The organism is Bradyrhizobium sacchari (genome assembly GCF_002068095.1).
In the GTDB taxonomy this organism is placed as follows: Bacteria; Pseudomonadota; Alphaproteobacteria; order Rhizobiales; family Xanthobacteraceae; genus Bradyrhizobium; species Bradyrhizobium sacchari.
The window spans coordinates 174,718-193,338 of the sequence record NZ_LWIG01000052.1; the positions used below are offsets into that span (position 1 = coordinate 174,718).

An 18,621-nucleotide genomic window follows, 5' to 3' on the forward strand; every position below is an offset into this window, starting at 1 on the left:
GCGACTCTCCTTACGCTTTCGGCTGGAAGTTCGGGTGGATCACGGCGCCGTCCTTGGTCAGCGCGGTGGCCTTGACCAGCTCGTCGTCCCAGTTCACGGCGAGCTTCTTCTCCTTCTTGTCGACCATGGTCTCGATGAAGGAGAACAGATTGCGAGCATAGAGGCTCGAGGCCGAGGCCGCGACGCGGCCGGCAACGTTGGTGTAGCCGACGATCTTGATGCCATCGAGGTCGACGACCTCGCCGGCCTTGGCGCCTTCGACATTGCCGCCGCGCTCGACGGCGAGATCGACCAGCACCGAGCCCGGCTTCATCGACTTGACCATCTCGCTGGAGACGAGCTTGGGCGCCGGCCGGCCCGGGATCAGCGCGGTCGTGATCACGATGTCCTGCTTCTTGATGTGCTCGGCGGTGAGCGCGGCCTGCTTGGCCTGGTATTCCTTGGACATTTCCTTGGCGTAGCCGCCGGCGGTCTGCGCGTTCTTGAACTCCTCGTCCTCGACGGCGAGGAATTTTGCACCGAGCGATTCCACCTGTTCCTTGGTCGCAGGCCGCACGTCGGTTGCGGTCACGACGGCGCCGAGACGGCGCGCGGTCGCGATCGCCTGGAGGCCGGCGACGCCGACGCCCATCACGAACACTTTGGCGGCGGGCACGGTGCCGGCCGCCGTCATCATCATCGGGAAGGCGCGGCCGAAGGCCTCGGCGCCCTCGATCACGGCGCGGTAGCCGGCGAGGTTGGCCTGCGAGGACAGCACGTCCATCACCTGCGCGCGGGTGATGCGCGGCATCAGTTCCATCGCGAAGGCGGAGACGCCGGCATCGGCCATCGTCTTCAGCGCGGCCTCGTTGCCGTAGGGGTCCATGATGGCGATGACGAGCGCGCCGCGCTTGTACTGCGCAAGCTCGGAGGCCTCCGGTCGCTTCACCTTGATGACGATGTCGGCGTCCTTGAGCGCGTCAGCGCTGACGGTGGCGCCCACGGCGGTGAATTCGGAATCCGGCAGGCCCGACTTGATGCCAGCGCCGGGCTCGACGGCGATCTCGGCGCCCAGCGCCTTGAACTTCTTCACCGTATCAGGCGAAGCGGCGACGCGCGGCTCCGACGGATCGATTTCCTTGGCAACGGCAATCTTCATAGGCCCTCCGGCGGCGCGGGAAAATGCGCGCACGCGAACTTAGCGTCACTCCCGCAACGTTGGATACCGGTTTTGGCACCGGTTTGAATGCAAATTTTATGAGCACCGACGACGCTGGCGGTGCTGCAAGGATCAGGTGAGGAAGATCGCCATCAGGATCACGATGAGCGCGACCGAGGCCGTGCCGTATTTCACCAGCTTGATGAAGCCCTCATAGGTCTGCTCGTGGGCAACGTAGTCGTTGCCGTCGGCAGTGGTGTACGCCACTTCGCTATGGTCAGCCATGGATTGTCCCCAGTCGAAAGTCGAATTCTCGGGCTGGGATACCTTAATCTTTCAAGCAGGGCAACGGCACCAGGGCGTGGTTTTCCCGCAAATCGGGTCATTTGGAATTCCGATTGCCGGGAATCCGGCTCTCGTGCGCTCACTCCTGATCGATCATCGTGGCGGCGACGCTCGCGGTGCGCCGCTGCAGCACCACAAGTCCGAGCGCCTGGCGGACCGCATCGACGGCAGGTTCGCCCGCCGCGGTGAACCGGACCGTCCGCGGCCTGATGCCGGACCCGACCGCCACCGGATGGTCGCCGGACAGGAAGCCATGGGTCATGTGGAAACCAAGCGCGCGGTAGACCTCGAACTGCTCTTCGGAGAAGAACTGGTCGCCTGTGGTCTCGTGGGGGAAGCGGTCGTTTCGGCGCGCGTAATCACGAATATAGTCGTTCTCGTCGCCGTTCAGCGACGACTTGATGTAGACGAGATAGCCTTTTTCATCTCCTCCATAGTCGATGGTGCCGATGGCGACGTGGACGTGGTCTTGCACCACCTCGTCATGATCGTCCGCCGCCGCGGGATCGCCTGCCTTGTCGGCATTGCGGGCCATGAGCGCACGCGTGCGCTCGCGAATGGGCGTCCACGGCAGGTCGATCCGGACCCCGAGATCGATGCGGGCATAACGCTGCAGCGTCATCAGGGAACCGAAATTCATCGGCGCATCGGCTTCCGCGTCGACCGCGATGATCAGCCTGCAGCGCCGGCGCAGCAGTTCGTAGACGCCGAGATTTTCGATGTGGCCGCCGTCCGTGAGGTAGACGCTGTCGCTGTTCTCGTACAGGCGCCCCGAGATTTCCGACCAGAAATAGAGCGGCGTGGAACGGCGTTGCGGCCGCACGCGCTCGTCGACATAGCGCGGATTCTTCAGCCAATAGCCGAGCCGTACGTTGAGGAGCGCAAGCGTCGGCGTCAGTGCCTTGATCGAGCTCGAGCCCATGTTCGAGGAAGCCGCGGCGCCGGAAATCGCCATTGCGGTTGCGAGATCGAGACTTTGCTCATCGTCCTGGACGAGCCCCGTGGGCGCATAGCCCGTGGCCTCGCTGCCGACATTCAGCGCGGAGAACAGGAAGAAGTCCGCGTTGCGGCCACGCCGATTGGCAAAGTCCGAGCCCTGGATATTCAGTGCCGTATTGATGAGCTGATAGGGCGCGTGCAGCTTCGGCGTGGCCGACAGCCCCGGAATTCGCGCAGCCTCGGCCGGAACCGCATAGAGATCAGTCAGCTTCATGCGATCGAGCGCCCGGAAATCGCGCCCCTGATCGAGGCTGGCTTCGGCGCGCCCAACGCCGCCGTCGGCCGATCGCGTCGGGTCGAACAGGAACGCCTTGCTCAGGCGATCGCGGTACAGCCGGTGCAGCGAGTTCGCATTTGGCGTCAGGCAGAACGAGATGGCGAACAGCATGGCGCCGGCGAACATGTAAAGGATCACCTTCGGCAGACTGTAGGAATAGGCGAGTTCCGAAGCCTCGCCCTTGAACAGATCGGGAAAACGGACCTGAACCACCGGTCCGACTTTCTCGGCCAGGAATTCAAGCCACGCGGGTGTGTGCCAGGTCGGGGTCAACCGCTCGCTGCGGTCTGCGACCGGCGGCGCGGCCTTGGGCGTGATCTCGGCCGACAATGTGCCCTTGCCGGCGTCGAACTGGATCCTGCCGGCGAGGTTGCCGGAGGGAGCGTTCGACTTGGCATTCGCCACGCATTCTCTCTGCGAGGCCAGGTCCGGCGAGCACTGCTCGAACAGATCGTTGGAGATGCCCCAATACGACAGATAGAGGTATGCGACCCAGATGATGAGCGGAAGCGCGAGACCCGCAATCCAAAGCGCGACCTTGGCAACGATCTTGAGGATCAGCGATGCCCACTGCGAGGACGCACCGTTTCCCTTCAACAGCTCTGCGAATTGCTGCCTGAATGCGGTGACGAAAACACCGATTGGCGCGGCTGCGGCCGCCAGCGACTTGATCCAGATGATCGCGACGCCTGCGGCCGGTCCGCCAATTGCGTTGCTCTCGGCGACATCGAACATCTGCTCCAGCATGAAGGGCTGAAATTCGAAGAAGGCGATCACCGCCAGCAGCACCAGGAAGGTCGCCCCCATGCTCGGCCAGTGCGAACGGAACTCCTGCCGCTTCTGCGGGCTTGCAAACGACTGCTTGAGGGCCCATCCAAAGAACAGCACGGCCCCGATAATGGCCATCGCGAGCGTCAGCGCGAAATGATGGACCTGGAGGAGCCGCGCGAAATCGCAGGCGACACCCATCAACAACGCCAGCCCGCCAATGTAAGCGAGCACGACGCTGGGCCCGCTGCCGCGGACGGAGCGCGAAGCGAAATAAGTGAGCGCGCTGCAGAGGAACATGACCAGGGCGATCGCGGCGCCGAACGTGCTGAAACCGTAGCGATCGACGCTGCTGAAATTGTGCAGTTCGCATAGCTTCCTGTTGCTGAGGCTGACACCAAAGACGTTGGCATCCGTGAGGCAGCTCCGCAGCGGCGTCGACCACACGGTGACGGCGGCCAGGAGCAGCACGATGGGTAGCGTCAAGCCGATATTGGCAGTCAGCCCCCGCACGACGATTGCAATTCCGGTCAGAAGATCGCGCGCCCCGGCCGGGATCAGATAGTTGGAATAATTGCGGAGATGTCCAACCGAAGGCGTGTCGCTGATCTCGGCGGCCGTGACGGTTCCGCCGACCGGCCGCTCGCCGAAGACAAATCGCCGCGCCGCCGTCATGGTGGCGCTGAGAGAGGTGCCGATATAGCCGCCGCCCGATACCGTGGAGAGATAGTCGATCCGACCGATCAAATTGTGGTGGTTCAACGCCTGGAGCACGCCGAGGCAGAGGGCCGACGAGCGGATGCCGCCGCCCGACAATGCCAGCCCGGTCACGTCGAGCAACTGGCAGCTCTCAAAGCGATCGGGATCGATGCGACGGTCCGGCTCACGCCGCGTGTTGATCGCCGCGATTTCGTCGCGGACGATCTGATGGTGCTTCTCGCACCAGGGAATTTCCTGCTCGATCGCGGCAGCGTTTTTCGACTCCGGCACCGGCGCGGCAGGTCCTTGATCGAGCATGGGTGCCTCCCCAGGCAAAAATCGACCAATCGACAATCAACGGTTGAAAATTACTTCCGCAGTATCTCCTGAATTAGTCTGGCGGTTTGCGCCAACGTTCAATCCCACGTAGCAAAATATTGGGAGGTGCCGCGAGACCTGGTCTCGGCCCAGGCAGTTGGAACCCGCGGCACGCCGCCGCCTCAGCCCATCGCCTCCAGCTCGTCGATCATGCCGGCGATGACCGAGAGACCGCCGTCCCAGAATTCGGGATCCTTGGCATCGAGCCCGAACGGCCGCAGCAGCTCGGAATAGTGCTTGGTGCCGCCGGCGGCGAGCATGTCGAGATAGCGCTCGGCAAAGCCTTCGGCCGCGTTCTCGTAGACGGCATAGAGCGAGTTCACCAGGCAGTCGCCGAAGGCATAGGCGTAGACGTAGAACGGCGAATGGATGAAGTGCGGGATGTACATCCAGTAGTTCTCGTAACCCGCCTTGATCTCGATCGCGGGCCCAAGGCTCTCGCCCTGCACCGACAGCCAGATCTCCCCGAGCCGCGTCGCGGTGAGCTCGCCGTTCTTGCGCTCGGTGTGGACCGCCCGCTCGAAGGAGTAGAACGCGATCTGCCGCACCACGGTGTTGATCATGTCCTCGACCTTGCCGGCGAGCAGCGCCTGGCGCTGCTTTGCGTTCTTGGTCTGGGCCAGCAGCCGCTTGAAGGTGAGCATCTCGCCGAACACGCTCGCGGTCTCCGCCAGCGTCAGCGGCGTCGGCGCCATCAGGGCGCCGTTCTTCGCCGCCAGCACCTGGTGCACGCCGTGGCCGAGTTCGTGCGCGAGCGTCATCACGTCGCGCGGCTTGCCCTGGTAGTTCATCAGCACATAGGGGTGCGCCGACGGCGTGGTCGGATGCGAGAACGCGCCGGGCGCCTTGCCCGGACGCACCGGCGCATCGATCCAGCGGTCGGTGAAGAATCGTTCGGCGATGTCGGCCATTTTGGGCGAGAAGCCGCGATAGGCCGTCAGCACCATGTTGCGCGCATCGGGCCAGCCGATCACGTCGGTCGCCGCAAACGGCAGCGGCGCGTTGCGATCCCAATAGGCCAGCCGCTTCTTGCCGAACCACTTCGCCTTCAGCGCGTAATAGCGATGCGACAGCTTTGGATAGGCGGCGCGGACTGAGGCGACCAGCGCATCCACCACCTCGCGCTCCACGCGGTTGTTGAGGTGGCGGGAATCCGCGACGTCCTTGAAACCGCGCCAGCGATCGGAAATGTCCTTGTCCTTGGCGAGCGTATTGGTGATCAGCGCAAACGTGCGCTCATTGGCCTTGAACGTCTTTGCCAGTGCTTCCGCCGCCCCCTTGCGCTTGGCACCATCGCGGTCCTGCAACAGGTTGAGCGTCGGCTCGATCGCGAGTTCTTTTGCGCCAACCTTGAAGCGCAGGCCGGAGATGGTCTGGTCGAACAGCCGGTTGAAGGCGGAATAGCCGGTCTGCGCCTTCTCCAGGAAGAGCTGCTCGAGCTTGTCGTCGAGCTGGTACGGCTTCTCCTTGCGCAGATCCTCGATCCACGGACGGTAATGCGCGAGCTCGGCGGCCTGCATCGCGCGGGTCAAAATATCGTCATCGATCCTGTTGAGCTCGAGCGCGAAGAACAGAAGATGCGTGGACGCCGCCGTCAGGCGTTCGGACACATCGCCGTAAAACTTTGAAATCTTGGGATCAACGCTGTCGCCGGCATGGACGAGACCGGCATAGGAGCCGAGACGGCCGGCGAGATCGTCGATCGCCTCATAGCGTCGCACGGCTTCGGCGAGCCATTTTCCGCCATCTTCGTTTGCTGTCCCTGTCGCGAGCTTGCCCTTGTAGTCGGTCTCGAACGCGACGCAATCGGCATCCATCGTCTCGAGATCGCGCGCCACTTCCGGCGCATCGATCCCGGAATAGAGATCGGCAAGGTTCCACTCCGGAAGCTTTCCGGTCTTGCTCACAGGCTTGGAGGACTTTGCCTTGACGGCTGATTTCTTGGCGGCGGATGTCTTGGTGGCAGGCTTGCGGAGAGCGGGCTTTTTGAGAGCGGGCTTGGAGCGCGAATTCATTGTGTGGGAAACCTGTGTTCAACAAGCGCGACGGCGGGCGGGGGCATCAAGGTTTAAGAGTGCGTTAATCGGCTTCGGCCAGAGTGCCCCGATTCGAGACAGATAGTTGTAGCGTGCGGGGAACACCATGGCTGCCAGTATTTTGATCGCCGACGACGACGCTGTAGCCCGCCGGCTGGTCGAGAACATGGTGCAGAAATGCGGCTATGAAACGGTCGTCGTGGAGTCCGGCGACGCCGCGATCGCCGCCCTCACCGCCCCCGACGCGCCCGCCATCGACGGCGTCATCCTCGATCTCGTGATGCCTGGCCTCGACGGCATGGGCGTGCTGGCGAAAATCCGCGAGGCGGGCCTCTCCGTACCGGTCATCGTGCAGACCGCCCATGGCGGCATCGACAATGTGATCTCGGCCATGCGCGCGGGCGCCGCCGATTTCGTGGTCAAGCCGGTCGGACTGGAGCGGCTCCAGGTCAGCTTGCGCAACGCGCTCAACACCTCCGCGCTCAAGGGCGAATTGCAGCGCATCCGTCACAGCCGTGAAGGACGACTGACCTTCTCCGACATCATCACCCGCGCCGAGGCGATGGCACCCGTCATGCGCGCGGCGCAGAAGGCGGCGAATTCCTCGATCCCCGTGCTGATCGAAGGCGAGTCCGGCGTCGGCAAGGAGATGTTCGCGCGCGCCATCCATGGCAGCGGCGAACGCAAGGCAAAGCCCTTCGTCGCGGTCAATTGCGGCGCGATCCCCGACAACCTCGTCGAGTCGATCCTGTTCGGCCACGAGAAGGGCGCCTTCACCGGCGCCACCGAACGACACACCGGCAAGTTCGTCGAGGCCCATGGCGGCACGCTGTTCCTGGACGAGGTCAGCGAGCTGCCGCTGACCGCACAAGTCAAGCTGCTGCGCGCGCTGCAGGAAGGCGCGGTCGAGGCGGTCGGCGGCCGCAAGCCCGTCAAGGTGGACGTCCGCATCGTCTCGGCGACCAACCGCAAGCTGCTGGAGCGGGTCAAGCAGGGCCACTTCCGCGAAGATTTGTTCTATCGCCTCCACGTGCTGCCGCTGACGATCCCCTCGCTCCGCGCCCGGCGCGAGGACATTCCGCATCTGCTGCGGCATTTCCTGGCACGCTTTGCCGCCGAGGAGAACCGCCCGATCACCGGCATCAGCGGCGAGGCGGTGGCGCACCTTTCCCAGCTCGACTGGCCCGGCAACATCCGCCAGCTCGAGAACGCGGTCTACCGCGCGGTGGTGATGAGCGACGGGGATCAGCTCGGCCTCGCCGACTTTCCCCTGCTCACCGCCCTGCCGCATGCCGCGACCGAGATTCCGACCGCACCGCTGATGCTGGAGCCGATCGCTGTCCCTTCGCTGGTGTCGGGTAGCGAAATACCGATCGCGCCGCTTCCCCTGGCGGGAAGCCTGTCGATGCTGACTCCGACTGGCGACGTCCGCCCGCTGGAGGACATGGAGAACGAGATCATCCGTTTCGCGATCTCGCATTATCGCGGACAGATGTCGGAAGTCGCCCGCCGCCTCAAAATTGGCCGGTCTACCCTCTACCGGAAACTCGACGAAGCCGGGGTTCCCGGTCATGGCGGGAAAAGCGGCGAGGAGACGCATTGAGCCTCATGCGAACGGAGGGTTCGCGTGCGCTGACGATACGGCCGCAAGCCGTTGAATTACGGCAAAATTCGACTGCGACTTGAACCGTGACTTGGAAGTGACAGACGGAAGGAAAAGCGCGTGCTGCAAGCGCACAATCCGTTGCCAAGAGGCTCCCTTGAAGTCAGTTTGTGGTGAGTTGTCCCGGGTAGCGCTGGCTGCAAATTCGGGGCGTGTATATCGTCTGGCGTAGGAATCGTTGCGTGCAGGCGTGCGACTTTCGAGAGGCCGGCGCGATTAGCCGAAGCTCAATTAGGCGATAACGAAGCTGTTCCACGAGGGACAGTTCACCCAAGGGGTGCGACACAATGCGTGACTGTTTGAACCACCGTGCAGGCTTTGACCGTGTCTTGATGACGGTCGCGGCAACCTTCCTCACGGTGTCGGCCGGCTCGGCGCTGGCGCAGGATCAGGCGCGCAGCAGCGCGGCCGAGCTCGCGATCGAAGCCGCGATCCCGCGCCCCGAACCGGCCAACGTCCCGCCCCCGACCGCTTCCGACATCAAGCTCGACACCACCGCCACGGTGCAGGACTCCGCGAAGGAGCCGGCCAAGGAAGTTGCGCCCGTGAAGGCCGAAGCCGCACCGGCCCCCGACAAGGTCGAGACCAAGCCGTCCGACGTCGCAACGACGCCCACGCCGGAGGCGCCGAAGAGCGAGACCGCCAAAACCGAGCCGGCAAAGTCCGAACCTTCGAAGGCAGATACCGCGACCGCCACGCCGGCCGCTCCCGCAGCGCCTGCCACCGCCGCGGTTCCGGCCGCCGAGCCGGTCAAGGCCGCGAGCAATGTGCCCGCCGCCGACCAGCCGGTCGCCGACAAGCTCAAGGACATCATCGGCGCCAAGACCTCGCGCCATTTCGACCGCAAGAACGAGCGTGCGGCAATCGAGAAGTTTTACGGTGCGCGCGACTTCGCACCCGTGTGGACGCAGGGCGGCAGCCTGACCGCCGCGGCGAAGGGCGTGATCGCGCGGCTCAAGGATGCCGCCTCCGACGGTCTCAATCCCGCCGATTATCCGGTGCCGGATTTCGCCGCCGCTACGACCCCCGACGCGCTCGCCGACGCCGAGCTGAAGCTCACCGCCAGCATGTTCGACTATGCGCGCCAGGCGCAGAGCGGCCGCATGCACTGGTCGCAGGTCAGCGCCGACATCCTCTATCCCGAACATCCGGTCGACCCGAACGAGGTGCTGACGAAGGTCACGACTGCACCGGACGCTTCCGCCGCGCTCGACAGCTACAACCCGCCGCAGAAGCTCTACAAGGAGCTGAAGGCGAAGCTCGCGGAGCTGCGCGGGCAGGGCAGCGGCCCGGTGATCGAGATCGCCGATGGCCCTGCGCTGAAATACACGCCCGCCGGCAAGAAGCAGGCTGAGATCGTCGTTGACGATCCGCGCGTGCCGCAGCTGCGCGCCAAGCTCGGCATCACCGAGAACGCCAGCGACACCCGCTACGACGCAACGGTCGCCGAGGCCGTCCGCAAATTCCAGAACGGCGCCGAGATGAAGGCGACCGGCATCCTCGACGACAAGACCGTCAAGGCGCTCAATACGCCCAAGCGCGACAAGCAGATCGACACGGTGCTGGTGAACATGGAGCGCTGGCGCTGGCTGCCGCGCGACCTCGGCGTGCCCGCGCTGGGCGATGCCTATGTCATCCTCAACATTCCCGACTACACGCTGAAGGTGATGCAGCGCGGTCAGCAGGTCTGGACCACCCGCGTCGTCACCGGCAAGCCTGGCCAGCACGCAACCCCGCTGCTGACCGAGACAATGAAGTACATCACGGTCAACCCGACCTGGAACGTGCCGCCGTCGATCGTCTACAACGAGTACCTGCCGGCGCTGCAGCAGGACCCGACCGTGCTCCAGCGCATGGGCCTCAAGCTCGAGCAGAACCGCGACGGCTCGGTGCACATCTCGCAGCCGCCCGGTGAAGCCAACGCGCTCGGCCGCATCCGCTTCAACTTCCCGAACAAGTTCCTGGTCTATCAGCACGACACGCCGGACAAGAACCTGTTCGCCCGGGAAGACCGCGCCTTCAGCCATGGCTGCATGCGGGTGCAGAACCCGGATCAATACGCCTCCGTGCTGCTCAACATCGCGATGCCGAACGAGAAGTACACGCCGGAGCGCGTGCGCAGCATGTACGGCAAGAGCGAGATCGACCTGAAATTCCCGACCCCGATCCCGGTCAACATCACCTATCAGACCGCGTTCGTGGATGACGCCGGCAAGCTGCAATTCCGCAAGGACGTCTATGGCCGCGACGCGACCATGCTCAACATCCTGAAGAACGGCCGCGGCAAGGACCTCGAGAACGTCGTCGCGCATTCGCAGCCGAGCTATTCGCGCCCGGCAACGACGCTGCCCTCGGGTGTTGCGGTGGCCAATAATGGCGGCGGCTTCGGCTCCTCGGGTCCGAACTTCTTCGAGCGGCTGTTCGGAGCTCCGACCCCGCCGCCGGCTCCGGTCGGCCGCCGGCCGCAGCGGGTGTTTACCCGCTGAGGCCCGCCCGGCGCCTCATTCTCCGAAATTCCACAATGAAATCAGCGCTCCCATCCCCAGGATGGGGCGCTTAACGTTAACCATCCTCCGACCTGCCGTCGGGCAGCGGGCGTTTTTTTGCCACAGTCAACCGTTTAGGATCGTAGTCTGACTTGGTTTGGGGGCGGGAAGGTCAACCTCGAATTAACCTTCTTGCTTTAAGAAAGCGTTCATCCTCTTTCGCGCGCTAACGGGGTTGGCGGGAGAGTCCATTTGAACGCTCGTCGACTGGGTGGGCTCATACGTGCTGACTGGTCTTGCACGCCAATTTGCTGTGCTGTCGTTGTCCCATGCGGGAGTGAAGGCCGGATCCCGGATCGGCCTCGCTTCCGTATTGCTGCTGGCTGCCGCGGGTTCAGTCCATAACGCCGCCGCGCTGAATGAGACCAAGACCCTCGCCTTCCACCACACCCATTCCGGCGAAGACCTCACCGTCACCTTCAAGCGCGACGGGCGCTATGACGAAGGCGCCCTGAAGCAGCTCAACCATTTCCTGCGCGACTGGCGCACCCAGGACGAGACGGTGATGGACCGTCACCTCTTCGACATCCTCTGGGAAGTCTACCGCGACGTCGACGGCAAGCAGCCGATCCAGATCATCTCCTCCTACCGCTCCCCCGCAACCAACGCCATGCTGCGCCGCCGCTCCTCCGGTGTGGCGCGCTTCAGCCAGCACATGCTGGGCCACGCGATGGACTTCTACATTCCGGGCGTCCCGCTGGAGCAGATCCGCTTCGCCGGCCTGCGCCTGCAGCGCGGCGGCGTCGGCTTCTACCCGACCTCGGGCTCGCCCTTCGTGCATCTGGATACCGGCAGCATCCGGCACTGGCCGCGCATGACGCATGACCAGCTTGCCCGCGTCTTCCCGGATGGCAAGACGGTGCATCTGCCGACCGACGGTGTGCCGCTGAAGGGCTATGAGCTCGCCAGGGCCGAGATCGAGCGCCGCGGCAGCGATGACGGCGCCAGCAAGTCGAACTTCTTCGCCGCCTTGTTCAAGAGCAAGTCGGCTCCGGCGACTCCCAGCAGCGACGAGGATGACGAGGGTGCGCCGGCCCCGGCCGCGAAACCGTCCGCCCCGACCGTGGTGGCCGCCGCGGCCAAGCCGGCCGATCCGGTGCCAACACCGCGCGCCAAGCCGCAGGTCGCAGCCACCCTCCAGCTCGCCTCGGCCGATGCGCAGCTCGTCGCGCCGCCCAAGCTGAAGCCGGCAGCCGTGGCTGACAAGCCTGCCGCGAAATCTGCCGAGGCCAAGCCGGAGACCCCCGCCGACATCATCAATGCCCGCGGCTTCTGGGATATCCCGGCCACGCCGCAGCAGGCCACGCCGGCCCAGGTGGCGGCGCTGAAGGCCCGCCAGGCGCTCGCCGCGGCCTCCGACCCGCAGCCGACCGCGAGCGTGTCCAGCGCGACGCTTCAGGCGCTGGCTTACGCGCCTGCCGCCTCCCCGGTCGACCGCGCCAATGTCGTCGCCGCCTCCGCACCGATCCCGCGCTCTGCCCGTTCCGGTGCGCGCGGTGCGGCACCCGCCCCCGAGATCAACAGCGTGGTCGGCAAGAGCGTCGACGGCATGGTCGCAACCGCAACCCGCCTCTCGGCGGCCAAGAGCGAGAGCATCTGGCTCAAGATCGGGATGCTGTCGCCGAGTGCCAGCCGCGCGATGTCGGTCACGCTGATGGGCGAGCTCGATACGGCGGCGCTGCGCGGCTATTTCGTCAAGCCGCAGACAGTGATCGCGATGGGCTTCACCGACGATCCGATGCAGGGCCTGTCCTGCGACAGTTTCACGGGCAGCGCGACCGCGAAGCTCGAGACGACCTCGTTCGTCGTGCGGACCGCGGCGCTGCGCTGATAGCCCTTTCCCAGACGTCTGGCGGCGCCCTGGCGGAAGCCAGGACCCATACCGCGTGATCTCTCGGTGAAGCGCGCAATGGCAATGCCGAACGACGAGTCTTCGCCCAACTGCTCCCGGGGGTAACGGGTCCGGCCTTCACCAGGACGACGGCGCTGTGTTCGCCAGATCAAGCCGGCAGGCCCGCCCCGAGAAGGCCTGCCTCATAGCGCTGACGATCGACCTGCCGCTTGTAATGCTGCGTGGAAAGATGATTGGCGACGGAAAATGCCGGCTCACGCTTGAGGACTTCGGCCGCGTGCGCGCCGGCGGCCACTGCATTGCCCATCTGCGCGAAGATCCCGGCAAGGAACGCATGATGGGTGTGATCGGGACGAGAGATCCTTGAGAAGGCTTCGGCGGCTTCGGCGTATTTCTCGGCACAGTAATAGGCACGGCCGAGATGGCTCCAGAATCGTTCCGGATGATAGGGGTTGAGCCGCATCGCCTTCTTGATCCAGTCGATGCCTTCCTCCGGCCTCCCCAGCCACGTCAGGAGTTCGCCCTGCTGCACCACCACGAGGTCATAGTTCGGGTTGAGCGCGAGCGCGCGTTCCTGATGATAGGCGGCCTTGTCATGGTCGTCGCGGTTCAGATTGAGTGCCGCGAGGATGCGGTGGACGTCGGCGTCATTGTCGTCGAGGCCCAGCGCGGTTTCCAGCTCTGAAGCCACCTGCTGGAAGGTGGCGTCGCGATCCGCGCACCAGCTATAGACCCAGCGCTGGCCGAGGACGCAGGCCTTCCACGCGTGTGCATGCGCATAGTTCGCGTCGAGTTCGAGCGCCCGCTCCAGCAGAAGTAGTGCCCGTGCATTGTCTTCGCGATTGGAGCGATGGTGCAGGGTCTTCGCCGCCAGCACGCATTCATAGGCCGCCATGTTGTCCGTCGGCTTGCGGTTCGCCCGATCGTGCGTCGCCGCCTCGACACGGCCGGGCAGCGTGGCGACGATCGCCCGGGTCATCTCGTCCTGGATGGCGAAGATGTCCTTGAGCTCGCCGTCATAACGCTCGGCCCAAATATGCCGATCCGTCTCCGCGTCGATCAGCTGCACGGTGACGCGGACGCGGTCCCCGGCCTTTCGCACGCTTCCCTCGATGACGTAGTCGACACCGAATTCGCGGCCGACATCCTGCACCTTGACCGACTTTCCCTTGTACACGAAGGTCGAGTTGCGCGAGATCACCAGCAAGTCGTGGAAGCGCGAAAGCTCCGTGATGATGTCCTCGGTCAAACCGTCCGCAAAGAACTCCTGTTCCGGATCGCCGCTCATGTTGGCAAAGGGCAGCACGGCGATTGACGGCTTCTTCGACTTGCCGGCCGCCTTTGCAGCGGCCGTCGTGCCGGCTGGCGCGCTTGCCAAACCATCCTCCAAGCGAATCCGGTAGACGCGGATGGAGCGCGCGATATTCTTGACGTTCTGCTCGCCGATGTCTTCGAATGCGACACCATCGAGACGCTCGCCCAGTTGGTCGCGCACCGCGCTGGAGATGCAGATGCCTCCAGGCTCGGCCAGTGCCTCCATCCGTGCCGCGACGTTCACTCCGTCGCCGAAAATGTCGTTCTGATCGACGATCACGTCGCCCAGGTTGATGCCGATGCGGAATTGTATCCATCGCGGCGGCGGGACATCGGCATTGCGGCGTCCCATCCGGCTCTGAATTTCGGCAGCGCACAACACTGCGTCAACGACGCTATGGAATTCGACGAGCAGGCCATCGCCCGTCGTCTTGATGATGCGGCCGTGATTCTTGGCAATCGCCGGATCGATGAGCTCGATCCGGTGGGTCTTGAGGCGCGCAAGGGTGCCACCCTCGTCGACCTCCATCAGCCGACTAAAGCCGACCATGTCAGCCGCGAGGACCGCGGCGAGCCTGCGCTCTGGTCCGGGCACATCCATTGCTCGGTCCCTTCACTGAGCACTCTAGCAGACGAGCGGATTTTGCCCAAGCGCGGCCCCCCGCAAATTGCGGCCCAGCGCGCTAACTCTTACGGGTGAGGCGCGGTCCCGTCTCCTTCAGAGCATTCCCAGCGCTTGCATGTAGGTCTCGAGAATGGTCTCGGCCTCGGCGCGCTCGTTGGGGTCCTGCTTCCGCAGGCGCACGATGGTGCGCAGCGCCTTGACGTCATAGCCGTTGCCCTTGCTCTCGGCATAGACGTCGCGGATGTCGTCGGAGATCGCCTTCTTCTCTTCCTCCAGCCGCTCGATGCGCTCGATGATGGATTTGAGCTGGTCCTTGGCAAATTTCGTCGCGGGCTCGTCGTCGCGGACGGCGGCGGAGGTGGCCATCTTGGTACTCCCAATGGAACTGGCAAAACGAGGTGACGCCGGCATCCACCGCGCGTGCTGGGTAGACCCTTAGGGTTCGTATCCCCCGCATTCAAGCAAGCATCGCGCTCGTCCACAGCGCGCCCACAGGAGATGACGTCGTCATTCCGGGGCGCCCCAAGGGCGAACCCGGAATCTCGAGATTCTCAGGCGCGCAACGGCGCGCCCGGGGTCGGTGCTTTGCATCGCCCGGAATGACGGAACGAAATGAGTCAGTGCCCGTGGGGATGGACCTTCTTCATCGCCTCGATCTGCTCGGGCGTGGCCGTGCCCTGGTACTTCGACTTCCAGGTCTCGTAGGGCATGCCGTAGACGGCTTCCCGGCTCTCGTCCTTGCTCAAGGCGACGCCTTGCGCGTCCGCGGCGTCCTTGAGCCAGTTCGACAGGCAGTTGCGGCAGAAGCCGGCCAAATTCATCAGGTCGATGTTCTGGACGTCCGTCCGGCTCCGCAAATGATCGACCAGGCGCCGGAAAGCGGCGGCCTCGAGCTCCGTTCTGGTTTTGTCGTCGATTGCCATAGCTGGATCCCTCGGCTGGCCCTTGGATATCGTCACCCTTACGGGATCAGGTGGGGTCCTGTCACAGATTTTGCCATATCGCGGCGCAAACGGGCGATATGCCGGCCTTGGGGCGGTTCCCCGGCCCTACGCCAAATCGTCAATGATCTGGTATAGCTTCCGCGACAATGATTGCCGAATCTCCCCGCTTCCCCCTTCGCCTGCTCGCCCGGTTGGTCCCGGTGCTGGCGGTCGGCCTGCTGTGCCTCTGGGCGAGCCCGGCTTCCGCCGATTTCCGCCTCTGCAACAACACCTCGAGCCGGGTCGGCATCGCGCTTGGCTACAAGGACGCCGAGGGCTGGACCACGGAGGGCTGGTGGAACATCTCGTCCCGCTCCTGCGAGACGCTGCTGCGGGGCACCCTGGTCGCCCGCTACTACTACATCTACGCTATCGACTATGACCGCGGCGGCGAGTGGTCGGGCCAGGCCTTCATGTGCTCGCGCGACAAGGAATTCACCATCCGCGGCACCGAGGATTGCCTGGCACGCGGCTATGACCGCACAGGCTATTTCGAGGTCGATACCGGCGAGCAGCGGGCCTGGACGGTGCAGCTCACCGACGCCAACGAACAGCCGGCGCAGCAGCGCGTGCCTGGCCTGCCTGGACCGGTTGGCCCCGGCGGGGTTCCGGGTTTGCCCAATGGCCCGCCCGGTGCTACGCCCCCGGGCTCGCCCGGCCTGCCACCCCCTTCCGGAAATAAGCCATGAGGCGTCTTCGCCGTATCAAGATTCTCGCGACCCTCGGACCCGCCTCTTCGGACCTCGCGATGATCCGCCGCCTGTTCGAGGCCGGCGCCGACCTGTTCCGCATCAACATGAGCCACACCCCGCATGACAAGATGCGGGAGCTGGTGGCGACGATCCGCAATGTCGAGAGCAGCTACGGCCGCCCGATCGGCATCCTGGTCGACCTGCAAGGCCCCAAGCTCCGGCTCGGCGCCTTCGCCGAAGGCGCGGTCCAGCTCCAGAACGGCCAGACCTTTACACTCGATTCCGACAAGACCCCGGGCGACGCCACGCGCGTCCACCTGCCGCATCCGGAGATCCTGGCTGCGCTCAGGCCCGGCCATGCCCTGCTGCTCGACGACGGCAAGGTCCGGCTGATCGCGGAGGAGACTTCCAAGGAGCACGCGGTGACGCGTGTCGTGGTCGGCGGCAAGATGAGTGATCGCAAGGGCGTCAGCCTGCCCGACACCGACCTGCCGGTCTCGGCGATGACGCCGAAGGACCGCGCCGACCTCGAGGCCGCGCTGGTCACCGGCGTCGACTGGATCGCGCTGTCCTTCGTGCAGCGCGCCGACGACGTGATCGAGGCCAAGAAGATGATCCGCGGCCGTGCCGCCGTGATGGCCAAGATCGAGAAGCCGCAGGCGATCGACCGCCTCGCCGACATCATCGAAGCCTCCGACGCGCTGATGGTGGCGCGCGGCGACCTCGGCGTCGAGCTGCCGCTGGAGCGGGTCCCGAGCCTGCAGAAGCAGATGACACGGATGGCGCGCCGCGCCGGCAAGCCGGTGGTGATCGCGACCCAGATGCTGGAATCGATGATCCAGTCGCCGGTGCCGACTCGCGCCGAAGTCTCCGACGTCGCCACCGCCGTCTATGAGGGCGCCGACGCCATCATGCTGTCGGCGGAATCGGCGGCCGGCAAATTCCCGGTCGAGGCGGTCTCGACCATGAACCGCATCGGCGAGGAGGTTGAGCGCGACCCGACCTATCGCTCGGTGATCACCGCGCAGCGCCCGTCGCCGGAATCCACCGCAGGCGATGCCATCGCCGACGCCGCGCGGCAGATCGCCGAGACGCTGGACCTGCCGGCCCTGATCTGCTGGACCAGCTCGGGCTCGACCGCCGTGCGGGTGGCGCGCGAGCGGCCGAAGCCGCCGATCGTGGCGATCACGCCGAACATCACCGCCGGCCGCCGGCTCGCCGTCGCCTGGGGCGTGCATTGCGTGGTGGCCGAAGACGCGCGCGACCAGGACGACATGGTGAGCCGCGCCGGCCAGATCGCGTTCCGGGACGGTTTCGTCCGCGCCGGGCAGCGCGTGATCATCGTCGCCGGCGTGCCGCTCGGCATCCCCGGCACCACCAACATGGTGCGCATCGCCTCGGTCGGCCCCGAGGGCGACGCGCATATGTAGGCGCCGCCAGCGCGGCCAAACAAAAAAGTCGGAAAACAACCCCATGCACAGTAGCCGGCCGGACCGGCTGATATGCTGGGGCTTCGCGAAAAGGCGCGCGCAGGCAATGACCTGAGCGCGATCAGGGCGCCACGCGGTCGCGGCGCTATTTTACGCGCCGACCAGCGCCTTCGTCGTCGGCAGCAGCGTCTGCTGCACCACGAGGCCACGGGCGCGGGCGTCCATGACGCCGACGGCACGCAGCGCCAGCAGCGTCACGGTCTGCACCGCATCGCGCATCTTGACGGGATCTTCGAGATTGTCGGGCGCGAGCGGCCCGACGAGGGCTTCGTGCAGCGCCCCCAGCAGCGCGGTGGCGGCAAGGGCGGTGTCCTGCGCCGGCAAATGACCGGCACGCACGGCCGCGTCGATCCGGCTGGCGATCTCGCCGGCGATCTCGCGCCGGCTGGCAAGCCGGGAGGCGCTGACGTCGACATCGACGGGCTCGGCCAGGATGCCCCAGGCCAGCCGCCGCTGCGACAGGGTATGGACCGCCACCGTGGTGACCGCAGCCGCCAGCGCCGAGGACGGTCCCGGCGCGGCGTCGGCCGCCCGGCGGATCGCCGCGAGCTCGTCGCGGGAGACCTCCGCGATCAATTCGGAGATCAGCTCGGCCTTGGAGGGAAAGTAGCGGTAGACCGTGCCGGCCGCGACATTGGCCCGGACCGCGACCGGTGCGATCTGCACCGCCGCCATTCCGCCCTCGGCCGCCGCCTCCCGCGCCGCCGCCAGTATCGCACTGCGCCGGGCCGCAAGGCGCTTAACCACTTGATGCGTCCGCCGATAAACCATGGCGCGCTTCCTGTCCCACACACGCCGTCCGCACGCCCCGCGGCC

Annotated in this window: 13 protein-coding genes; 5 read left to right on the plus strand and 8 right to left on the minus strand. The window is 65.3% G+C overall.

From position 1 onward, the window contains the following. Window positions 1-10: 10 nt before the first annotated feature. The 4 genes from A5906_RS32930 to A5906_RS32945 form a co-directional block, all read right to left on the minus strand. A complete protein-coding gene (locus A5906_RS32930; protein WP_080139293.1) occupies window positions 11-1,138 on the minus strand; it encodes a Re/Si-specific NAD(P)(+) transhydrogenase subunit alpha in 1,128 nt (375 codons plus the stop codon). A gap of 132 nt (window positions 1,139-1,270) precedes the next feature. Continuing rightward, a complete protein-coding gene (locus tag A5906_RS32935; protein ID WP_008136857.1) occupies window positions 1,271-1,423 on the minus strand; it encodes an aa3-type cytochrome c oxidase subunit IV in 153 nt (50 codons plus the stop codon). A 139-nt stretch (window positions 1,424-1,562) separates the two neighbouring features. Continuing rightward, window positions 1,563-4,544 (minus strand): patatin-like phospholipase domain-containing protein, encoded by a 2,982-nt coding sequence (locus tag A5906_RS32940; RefSeq protein ID WP_080139294.1) that lies wholly within the window; start codon window positions 4,542-4,544, stop codon window positions 1,563-1,565. Between the two features lie 182 nt (window positions 4,545-4,726). After that, window positions 4,727-6,619, minus strand: coding sequence for a M3 family oligoendopeptidase (locus tag A5906_RS32945; RefSeq protein WP_080139295.1), 1,893 nt, complete (start codon window positions 6,617-6,619; stop codon window positions 4,727-4,729). Window positions 6,620-6,746: 127 nt separating this feature from the next. On the opposite strand from A5906_RS32945, the gene A5906_RS32950 reads away from it, so the two are divergent. The 3 genes from A5906_RS32950 to A5906_RS32960 all read left to right on the plus strand — a co-directional run bounded on the left by A5906_RS32950 (window position 6,747) and on the right by A5906_RS32960 (window position 12,680). Next, window positions 6,747-8,243, plus strand: a complete 1,497-nt coding sequence (locus A5906_RS32950; protein WP_080139296.1) for a sigma-54-dependent transcriptional regulator — start codon at window positions 6,747-6,749, stop codon at window positions 8,241-8,243. Between the two features lie 347 nt (window positions 8,244-8,590). Further along, window positions 8,591-10,789 (plus strand): L,D-transpeptidase family protein, encoded by a 2,199-nt coding sequence (locus A5906_RS32955; RefSeq protein WP_080139297.1) that lies wholly within the window; start codon window positions 8,591-8,593, stop codon window positions 10,787-10,789. 271 nt (window positions 10,790-11,060) lie between these two features. Continuing rightward, a complete protein-coding gene (locus A5906_RS32960; protein WP_080139298.1) occupies window positions 11,061-12,680 on the plus strand; it encodes a peptidoglycan L,D-endopeptidase MepK in 1,620 nt (539 codons plus the stop codon). Between the two features lie 169 nt (window positions 12,681-12,849). Here the strand turns inward: A5906_RS32960 and A5906_RS32965 are convergent, their stop codons facing one another. The 3 genes from A5906_RS32965 to A5906_RS32975 form a co-directional block, all read right to left on the minus strand. Continuing rightward, window positions 12,850-14,616, minus strand: a complete 1,767-nt coding sequence (locus A5906_RS32965) for an adenylate/guanylate cyclase domain-containing protein (protein WP_080139299.1) — start codon at window positions 14,614-14,616, stop codon at window positions 12,850-12,852. Between the two features lie 117 nt (window positions 14,617-14,733). Then, the gene (locus A5906_RS32970; RefSeq protein WP_018641571.1) at window positions 14,734-15,006 is read right to left on the minus strand and encodes a DUF2312 domain-containing protein; all 273 of its coding nucleotides are present in this window, start codon (window positions 15,004-15,006) and stop codon (window positions 14,734-14,736) included. A gap of 251 nt (window positions 15,007-15,257) precedes the next feature. Continuing rightward, entirely contained in the window at window positions 15,258-15,563 is a 306-nt protein-coding gene (locus tag A5906_RS32975) for a DUF1244 domain-containing protein (RefSeq protein WP_080139300.1), read from the minus strand. Between the two features lie 167 nt (window positions 15,564-15,730). Between A5906_RS32975 and A5906_RS32980 the strand changes: the two genes are divergently transcribed. After that, window positions 15,731-16,312: a DUF1036 domain-containing protein gene (locus A5906_RS32980; RefSeq protein ID WP_080139301.1), complete on the plus strand. Its 582-nt coding sequence runs from the start codon at window positions 15,731-15,733 to the stop codon at window positions 16,310-16,312. Then, window positions 16,309-17,745, plus strand: a complete 1,437-nt coding sequence (gene pyk, locus A5906_RS32985; RefSeq protein WP_080139302.1) for a pyruvate kinase — start codon at window positions 16,309-16,311, stop codon at window positions 17,743-17,745. Before A5906_RS32980 ends, pyk begins: the two co-directional genes overlap by 4 nt. Before the next feature lie 150 nt (window positions 17,746-17,895). Here the strand turns inward: pyk and A5906_RS32990 are convergent, their stop codons facing one another. After that, the gene (locus A5906_RS32990; RefSeq protein WP_063694085.1) at window positions 17,896-18,576 is read right to left on the minus strand and encodes a TetR/AcrR family transcriptional regulator; all 681 of its coding nucleotides are present in this window, start codon (window positions 18,574-18,576) and stop codon (window positions 17,896-17,898) included. Window positions 18,577-18,621: the final 45 nt, after the last annotated feature.

Excerpts from the sequence above, each read along its gene's own strand:
- A5906_RS32930 (WP_080139293.1), bottom strand. The coding sequence starts at position 1,138 with ATGAAGATTGCCGTTGCCAAGGAAATCGATCCGTCGGAGCCGCGCGTC.
- A5906_RS32935 (WP_008136857.1), bottom strand. The coding sequence starts at position 1,423 with ATGGCTGACCATAGCGAAGTGGCGTACACCACTGCCGACGGCAACGAC.
- A5906_RS32940 (WP_080139294.1), bottom strand. The coding sequence starts at position 4,544 with ATGCTCGATCAAGGACCTGCCGCGCCGGTGCCGGAGTCGAAAAACGCT.
- A5906_RS32945 (WP_080139295.1), bottom strand. The coding sequence starts at position 6,619 with ATGAATTCGCGCTCCAAGCCCGCTCTCAAAAAGCCCGCTCTCCGCAAG.
- A5906_RS32950 (WP_080139296.1), top strand. The coding sequence starts at position 6,747 with ATGGCTGCCAGTATTTTGATCGCCGACGACGACGCTGTAGCCCGCCGG.
- A5906_RS32955 (WP_080139297.1), top strand. The coding sequence starts at position 8,591 with ATGCGTGACTGTTTGAACCACCGTGCAGGCTTTGACCGTGTCTTGATG.
- A5906_RS32965 (WP_080139299.1), bottom strand. The coding sequence starts at position 14,616 with ATGGATGTGCCCGGACCAGAGCGCAGGCTCGCCGCGGTCCTCGCGGCT.
- A5906_RS32970 (WP_018641571.1), bottom strand. The coding sequence starts at position 15,006 with ATGGCCACCTCCGCCGCCGTCCGCGACGACGAGCCCGCGACGAAATTT.
- A5906_RS32975 (WP_080139300.1), bottom strand. The coding sequence starts at position 15,563 with ATGGCAATCGACGACAAAACCAGAACGGAGCTCGAGGCCGCCGCTTTC.
- A5906_RS32980 (WP_080139301.1), top strand. The coding sequence starts at position 15,731 with ATGATTGCCGAATCTCCCCGCTTCCCCCTTCGCCTGCTCGCCCGGTTG.
- pyk (WP_080139302.1), top strand. The coding sequence starts at position 16,309 with ATGAGGCGTCTTCGCCGTATCAAGATTCTCGCGACCCTCGGACCCGCC.
- A5906_RS32990 (WP_063694085.1), bottom strand. The coding sequence starts at position 18,576 with ATGGTTTATCGGCGGACGCATCAAGTGGTTAAGCGCCTTGCGGCCCGG.